Genomic DNA, 7,670 nt, shown 5'->3' on the forward strand with positions numbered 1-7,670 from the left:
CTCAAGATTAACTCCGACAGGAGAGCTAAGGTGAAAGACTTACTTAAGTTTCTGAAGCAACAAAATAAGACCGAAGAATTCGATGCAATTCGCATTGGTCTTGCTTCACCAGACATGGTTCGTTCATGGTCATACGGTGAAGTAAAGAAACCTGAGACTATTAACTACCGTACTTTCAAGCCTGAGCGCGATGGCTTATTCTGTGCCCGTATTTTCGGCCCAGTGAAAGATTATGAGTGTTTATGTGGTAAATATAAACGCCTTAAACACCGTGGTGTGATCTGTGAGAAGTGTGGCGTTGAAGTTACACTTACAAAAGTGCGTCGTGATCGTATGGGTCATATCGACCTTGCGAGCCCAGTAGCACATATATGGTTTTTAAAATCATTACCGTCTCGTATTGGCTTAATGCTTGATATGACACTTCGTGATATTGAACGTGTTCTTTACTTCGAATCATTCGTAGTAACTGAGCCTGGTATGACAACGCTTGAGCGTGGTCAACTATTAGGTGAAGAAGAATACCTAGATGCACTTGAAGAGCACGGTGATGAGTTTGAAGCTAAGATGGGTGCAGAAGCAGTATTAGACTTGCTTCGTGAACTTGATCTTGGCCAATTAATTGCAGAAATGCGTGAAGAGTTACCAACAATTAACTCTGAAACGAAGCGTAAAAAGATCACTAAGCGTCTTAAGTTAATGGAATCGTTCCACCAATCAGGTAATAACCCTGAGTGGATGATCATGACAGTACTTCCAGTATTGCCACCTGACTTACGTCCATTAGTACCACTAGACGGTGGTCGTTTTGCGACATCTGATCTAAACGACCTTTACCGTCGTGTTATTAACCGTAATAACCGTCTTAAGCGTCTATTAGATTTAGCTGCACCAGATATTATCGTACGCAACGAAAAACGTATGTTACAAGAAGCGGTAGATGCGCTACTTGATAACGGTCGTCGTGGTCGTGCAATTACAGGTTCTAACAAGCGTCCGCTTAAATCTCTTGCTGATATGATCAAGGGTAAGCAAGGTCGTTTCCGTCAGAACTTACTTGGTAAGCGTGTAGATTACTCTGGCCGTTCTGTAATCACGGTTGGTCCTACACTTAAGCTTCACCAATGTGGTCTTCCTAAGAAGATGGCACTTGAGCTATTCAAACCATTCATCTATGGCAAATTAGAGCGTCGCGGCATGGCTACGACAATCAAAGCTGCTAAGAAAATGGTAGAGCGCGAAGTAGCGGAAGTATGGGATGTACTAGACGAAGTAATTCGTGAACATCCAGTATTACTTAACCGTGCACCTACACTTCACCGTTTAGGTATCCAAGCGTTCGAACCTGTACTAATTGAAGGTAAAGCAATCCATTTACACCCATTAGTATGTGCGGCTTACAACGCCGACTTCGATGGTGACCAAATGGCGGTACACGTACCGTTAACGCTTGAAGCTCAGTTAGAAGCTCGTGCACTAATGATGTCTACTAACAACATTCTATCTCCAGCGAATGGTGAGCCAATCATCGTTCCTTCACAGGATGTTGTATTAGGTCTTTACTACATGACGCGCGATCGCATTAATGCGAAAGGTGAAGGCATTGTATTTAAAGATCCTAAAGAAGCAGAAAAAGCATACCGTAGTGGTAACGCAGAACTTCACGCGCGCGTTAAAGTGCGTATTAGTCAGTCAATCACTAACGAAGCAGGTGTTGTTGAAGACACTGTAACGCTTATCGACACTACTGTTGGTCGTGCAATTCTGTCTCTAATTTTACCTAAAGGTATGCCGTTTGAGTCAATCAACCAAGCATTAGGTAAAAAGCAGATTTCTGGCTTATTAAACGAGTGTTACCGTCGTCTAGGTCTTAAAGACACTGTTGTGTTTGCTGACCAAGTTATGTACACCGGTTTCCACTACGCAATGAAGTCAGGTGTTTCAATTGGTATCGATGACTTAGTTATCCCACCAGTTAAAGCATCAATCATTGAATCAGCTGAAGCTGAAGTAACTGAAATCAACCAACAATTCCAATCAGGTCTTGTAACGGCTGGTGAAAAGTACAATAAAGTTATCGATATCTGGTCACGTGTAAATGAAAACTTATCACGTGAAATGATGGCCAACTTGTCTAAAGACACGGTTATCAATGCCAAAGGTGAAGAAGAAGAGCAACCGTCATTTAACTCAGTGTTTATGATGGCCGACTCAGGTGCTCGTGGTAGTGCCGCTCAGATCCGTCAGCTAGCAGGTATGCGTGGTCTAATGGCACGTCCAGATGGTTCAATCATCGAGACGCCAATCACGGCTAACTTCCGTGAAGGTCTAAACGTACTACAGTACTTCATCTCAACGCACGGTGCGCGTAAAGGTCTTGCCGATACAGCACTTAAAACAGCTAACTCAGGTTACCTAACGCGTCGTCTAGTAGACGTTGCACAAGATTTGGTAATCAATGAAGACGACTGTGGCACAGAAGATGGCTTAACAATGAAACCGCTTATTGAAGGTGGTGACGTTGTAGAAGCACTTCGTGAACGTGTACTAGGTCGTGTTGTAGCTGAGCCTGTGGTTATCCCTAATACAGATACTGTATTAGTAGAACGTAATATCATGCTTGATGAAAAACTGTGTGACCTTTTAGAAGAGCACTCAGTAGATGAAGTTCGCGTACGTTCTGTTATCACCTGTGATAACGACTTTGGTGTATGTGCTAAGTGTTATGGTCGTGACCTTGCACGTGGTCATATCATCAACGCGGGTGAATCAGTAGGTGTTATCGCGGCACAATCAATCGGTGAGCCAGGTACACAGCTTACGATGCGTACATTCCACATCGGTGGTGCGGCATCAAGAGCATCAGCTGAAAATAATGTACAAGTTAAAACTGACGGTACGTTAAAACTACATAACGCTAAGTATGTACTTAATACCGACGGTAAGATTGTAATTACTTCACGTTCAACTGAAATCACTATCATTGATAGCTTCGGTCGTGAAAAAGAGCGTTATAAAGTACCTTACGGTGCGGTACTAACAGTACAAGACAATGCAGAAGTTCAAGGTAACGACATCGTTGCTACTTGGGACCCGCATAGTCACCCAATCGTTCTTGAGCATAAGTCAAAAATCTCGTTCAGCGATATTGATGACTCAAATACTGAAGCACAAACTGATGAACTAACCGGCTTAACCCGTGTAGTTGTTAAAGACCTTGCTAAAGTAAATGCGAAAGAGCCTAAGCTTATCATCGAAAGTGAAGAGCGCGGCTTGCAAGAAACACGTCTACCTTCATTCACTACGATTGAAGTGACTGATGGCGTTACAGCAAACCCAGGTGACGTACTTGCACGTATTCCGCAAGAAGGTTCGAAAACTCGTGATATCACGGGTGGTCTACCACGCGTAGCCGACTTATTTGAAGCACGTAAGCCAAAAGATCCAGCTATCTTAGCTGAAATCACAGGTACTATTAGCTTCGGTAAAGAGACTAAAGGTAAGAAACGTTTAGTTATTACACCAGCTGAAGGCGATCATTACGAAGAGATGATTCCTAAGTGGCGTCAACTTAACGTGTTTGAAGGTGAGCAAGTGTCTAAAGGTGAAGTTATCGCCGATGGTCCTGAATCACCACATGACATCTTACGCCTACGCGGTGTGACTCATGTTGCTAACTACATTGTTAACGAAGTGCAAGAGGTTTACCGTTTGCAGGGCGTTAAGATCAATGATAAGCACATTGAAACAATTATTCGTCAGATGCTACGTAAATGTACCATCCTTGACGGCGGTGATACTGAGTTCTTAGCGGGTGAGCAAATTGAAGTAGCTCGCGTTAATATCGCTAATCGTGACCTTGAAAAACAAGGTAAAATCCCAGCGAAGTTTGAAATACAACTTATGGGTATCACGAAAGCATCACTAGCAACCGAATCTTTCATCTCGGCAGCGTCTTTCCAAGAAACAACACGTGTTCTTACAGATGCCGCAGTGAATGGTAAGAGCGATGAGCTTCGTGGTCTGAAAGAAAACGTAATTGTGGGTCGTCTGATCCCAGCCGGTACTGGCTTTGCGTATCACCAAGACCGTATGGCTCGCCGCAAGCAGGGTGAAGTTGTTGAAGAGCAAACAGTAAGTGCAGAAGAGGCAACTCAAGCACTAACAGATGCTCTGAACGCAGATTTATCTGGAAATCAATAAACTCTTATTAATCAACAGATTAATAAATCGTAAGACAGTTATCTACTGTCTTACGATGAGTTTAGGTTGACAGGTTAAACTTTGCTCATTAAAATTCCGCCACCCATTTACTTGCATGTATGTTACAAGCTTGTAAAAAGGGCGGATTTTTTTATTTTTTTCAGTAGTAATTTTAATTTCAGGAGCTATTTAAATGGCAACTATTAACCAGCTAGTGCGTAAGCCACGTCGTAGCAAGGTTACTAAAAGTAACTCAGCTGCGCTTAAAGCGTGTCCGCAAAAGCGTGGTGTATGTACTCGCGTATATACAACTACACCTAAGAAACCAAACTCAGCGTTACGTAAAGTAGCTCGTGTACGTTTAACTAACGGTTTCGAAGTAACATCATACATCGGTGGTGAAGGTCATAACCTTCAAGAGCACAGTGTAATCCTAATCCGTGGTGGTCGTGTTAAAGATTTACCAGGTGTGCGTTTTCACACTGTACGTGGTGCACTTGACTGTGCAGGCGTTAGCGACCGTCGTCAAGCTCGTTCTAAATACGGTGCAAAACGCCCTAAAGGCTAATTGTTTTCCGTTAGTAAGGCCAAGCACTAAATATTATTAATTATTGTTTTGGGTGATTGTTCCAAAAGGACAAACCTGAATAAACCGGAGATACAAAATGCCTAGAAGACGCGTAATAGGTCAACGTAAAATTCTTCCAGATCCTAAGTTCGGATCGGAACTTCTTGCTAAATTCGTTAACATCGTAATGTTAGACGGCAAGAAATCTACTGCTGAAAAAATTGTTTATGGTGCGCTAGACGTGGCTGCTGAGAAATCAGGCAAGTCGCACCTAGAAATCTTTGAATCTGCACTTGATAACATCCGTCCACAGGTAGAGGTTAAATCTCGCCGTGTTGGTGGTTCAACTTATCAAGTTCCAGTTGAAGTACGTCCAGTACGTCGCAACGCATTAGGTATGCGTTGGTTAGTAGACGCTGCACGTAAGCGTGGCGAAAAATCTATGGGCTTACGTTTAGCTCAAGAAATCGTTGACGCTGCTGACAACAAAGGCACTGCGGTTAAGAAACGTGAAGACGTTCACCGTATGGCTGAAGCGAATAAAGCATTCGCACATTACCGTTGGTAATCTGTCCTTAACCTTTAAGAGGATCATATGGCACGTACAACTCCACTTGAGCGCTACCGTAATATCGGCATAGTAGCTCACGTAGATGCAGGCAAAACCACCACAACAGAACGTGTTCTGTTCTACACAGGTCTTTCTCATAAGATCGGTGAAGTACATGATGGCGCCGCAACTATGGATTGGATGGAGCAGGAACAAGAGCGTGGTATCACAATCACTTCTGCTGCAACAACGTGTTTCTGGAAAGGGATGGACGCGCAATTTGACGACCATCGTATCAATATTATTGATACTCCAGGACACGTAGATTTCACTATCGAAGTAGAGCGTTCTTTACGTGTACTTGATGGTGCGGTAGTTGTTCTTTGTGCTTCATCAGGTGTACAGCCGCAAACTGAGACAGTTTGGCGCCAAGCGAACAAATACGAAGTTCCAAGAATGATCTTCGTAAATAAAATGGATCGCACCGGCGCTGACTTCTTAACGGTTGTAGACCAGGTGAAATCTCGTCTTGGAGCAACGCCTGTTCCAATCCAGTTGCCAATTGGCGCTGAAGACGACTTTAAAGGTGTTATTGACCTTATAAAAATGAAAGCCATTAACTGGAACGAAGCGGACCAGGGTATGACTTTCTCTTATGAGGCAATACCGGCAGAACTTCAAGAGCTCGCTCAAGAATGGCACTCTCATTTAGTTGAAAGTGCAGCTGAAGCCTCTGAAGAACTAATGGATAAGTACTTAGAAGGTGAAGAGTTAAGTGAAGCAGAGATTAAATCTGCCTTACGTCAACGCACATTAGCGAACGAAATTGTTCCCATTACGTGTGGTAGTGCATTTAAAAACAAAGGCGTTCAAGCTGTGCTTGATGGCGTTGTTGAATACATGCCTGCACCAACACAAGTGAAACAAATCCAAGGTATCCTAGAAAATGGAACTGAGGAAGAACGTCCAGCTGATGATAAAGCGCCGTTTGCTGCACTTGCATTTAAAATTGCAACAGACCCGTTTGTTGGCACTTTAACCTTTTTCCGTGTTTACTCTGGTACTGTTAAACAGGGTGACGCGGTTTATAACCCAGTTAAAAGTAAGCGTGAGCGATTTGGTCGTATCGTACAGATGCATTCAAACTCACGTGAAGAGATCAAAGAAGTTTACGCAGGCGATATTGCGGCAGCTATTGGTCTTAAAGACGTAACAACAGGTGAGACACTGTGTGATCCGAACTCTATCATTACGCTAGAGCGTATGGAGTTCCCAGAGCCAGTTATCTCTGTTGCGGTTGAGCCTCGCACAATCGCTGACCAAGATAAGATGGGTATTGCACTAGGTAAACTAGCCGCAGAAGATCCGTCTTTTCGTGTACAAACTGACGAAGAATCAGGCCAGACTATAATCTCTGGTATGGGTGAACTTCACCTTGATATCATTGTCGACCGTATGAAACGTGAATTCAGTGTTGAATGTAACGTTGGTAAGCCGCAGGTTGCATACCGAGAAGCTATTCGTTCAACTGTTGAAGTTGAAGGGAAGTTTGTACGTCAATCAGGTGGTCGTGGTCAATATGGTCACGTCTGGGTTAAACTTGAACCGATGGATATTTCGGATGATGAAGCACCAATTTATGAGTTCGTTAACGAAACTGTAGGTGGTTCGGTTCCAAAAGAATTTATCCCTGCGGTAGACAAAGGTATCCAAGAGCAAATGTCTCAAGGTGTACTGGCAGGCTACCCATTACTTGGCGTTAAAGCGACTTTATATGATGGTTCATTCCATGATGTAGACTCGAATGAAATGGCATTTAAAATTGCAGGTTCAATGGCAATGAAAGCTGGGGCGCTTAAAGCTGACCCTGTACTTTTAGAGCCAATGATGAAGGTTGAAGTAATCACTCCTGACTCAAACATGGGTGATGTAGTTGGCGACTTAAACCGTCGTCGCGGCATAATCGAAGGCATGGAAGATGCAATAGGTGGACTTAAGCAAGTTAATGCTCAGGTTCCTCTTTCTGAAATGTTTGGTTATGCAACTGCTTTACGATCTGCAACACAGGGCCGTGCTTCTTACTCTATGGAGTTTTTGAAGTACGCTGAAGCCTCTAAAAATGTTGCAGATACAATAATTTCAGCTCGCGCTGTTATATGATTTTAGCTTGTCTGGCTCAATAGTGAGTCAGGCTTTAATTTCTTAATTAGGAATTTTTTAAGATGGCAAAAGAAAAGTTTGAACGCGTAAAACCGCACGTAAACGTTGGTACAATCGGCCACGTTGACCACGGTAAAACTACACTAACTGCAGCAATCACTAACGTACTTGCAAAAGTATACGGCGGTG

Annotated in this window: 5 protein-coding genes; all 5 read left to right on the top strand. The window is 43.3% G+C overall.

Annotated elements, in window-relative coordinates; translation table 11 throughout:
• The first annotated feature begins 30 nt into the window (after positions 1-30).
• A complete protein-coding gene (gene rpoC, locus NQT65_RS16235; protein WP_004588210.1) occupies positions 31-4,203 on the top strand; it encodes a DNA-directed RNA polymerase subunit beta' in 4,173 nt (1,390 codons plus the stop codon).
• A gap of 193 nt (positions 4,204-4,396) precedes the next feature.
• Positions 4,397-4,771 carry a 30S ribosomal protein S12 gene (rpsL, locus tag NQT65_RS16240; RefSeq protein WP_002958885.1) on the top strand — a complete coding sequence of 125 codons (375 nt, stop codon included), beginning with the start codon at positions 4,397-4,399 and terminating at the stop codon, positions 4,769-4,771.
• A 97-nt stretch (positions 4,772-4,868) separates the two neighbouring features.
• Positions 4,869-5,339, top strand: coding sequence for a 30S ribosomal protein S7 (gene rpsG, locus NQT65_RS16245; protein ID WP_004588211.1), 471 nt, complete (start codon positions 4,869-4,871; stop codon positions 5,337-5,339).
• Positions 5,340-5,366: 27 nt separating this feature from the next.
• Entirely contained in the window at positions 5,367-7,481 is a 2,115-nt protein-coding gene (fusA, locus tag NQT65_RS16250) for an elongation factor G (protein ID WP_024032049.1), read from the top strand.
• A 62-nt stretch (positions 7,482-7,543) separates the two neighbouring features.
• Positions 7,544-7,670, top strand: a 127-nt coding sequence (locus tag NQT65_RS16255) for a GTP-binding protein (RefSeq protein WP_033023824.1), incomplete at its 3' end; no start/stop codon positions are given.

This window comes from Pseudoalteromonas agarivorans (assembly GCF_024518735.1).
GTDB classification, from domain to species: Bacteria; Pseudomonadota; Gammaproteobacteria; order Enterobacterales; family Alteromonadaceae; genus Pseudoalteromonas; species Pseudoalteromonas atlantica.

Coding starts and splice junctions, on each gene's coding strand:
- fusA (WP_024032049.1), top strand. CDS start 5,367: ATGGCACGTACAACTCCACTTGAGCGCTACCGTAATATCGGCATAGTA.
- rpsG (WP_004588211.1), top strand. CDS start 4,869: ATGCCTAGAAGACGCGTAATAGGTCAACGTAAAATTCTTCCAGATCCT.
- rpsL (WP_002958885.1), top strand. CDS start 4,397: ATGGCAACTATTAACCAGCTAGTGCGTAAGCCACGTCGTAGCAAGGTT.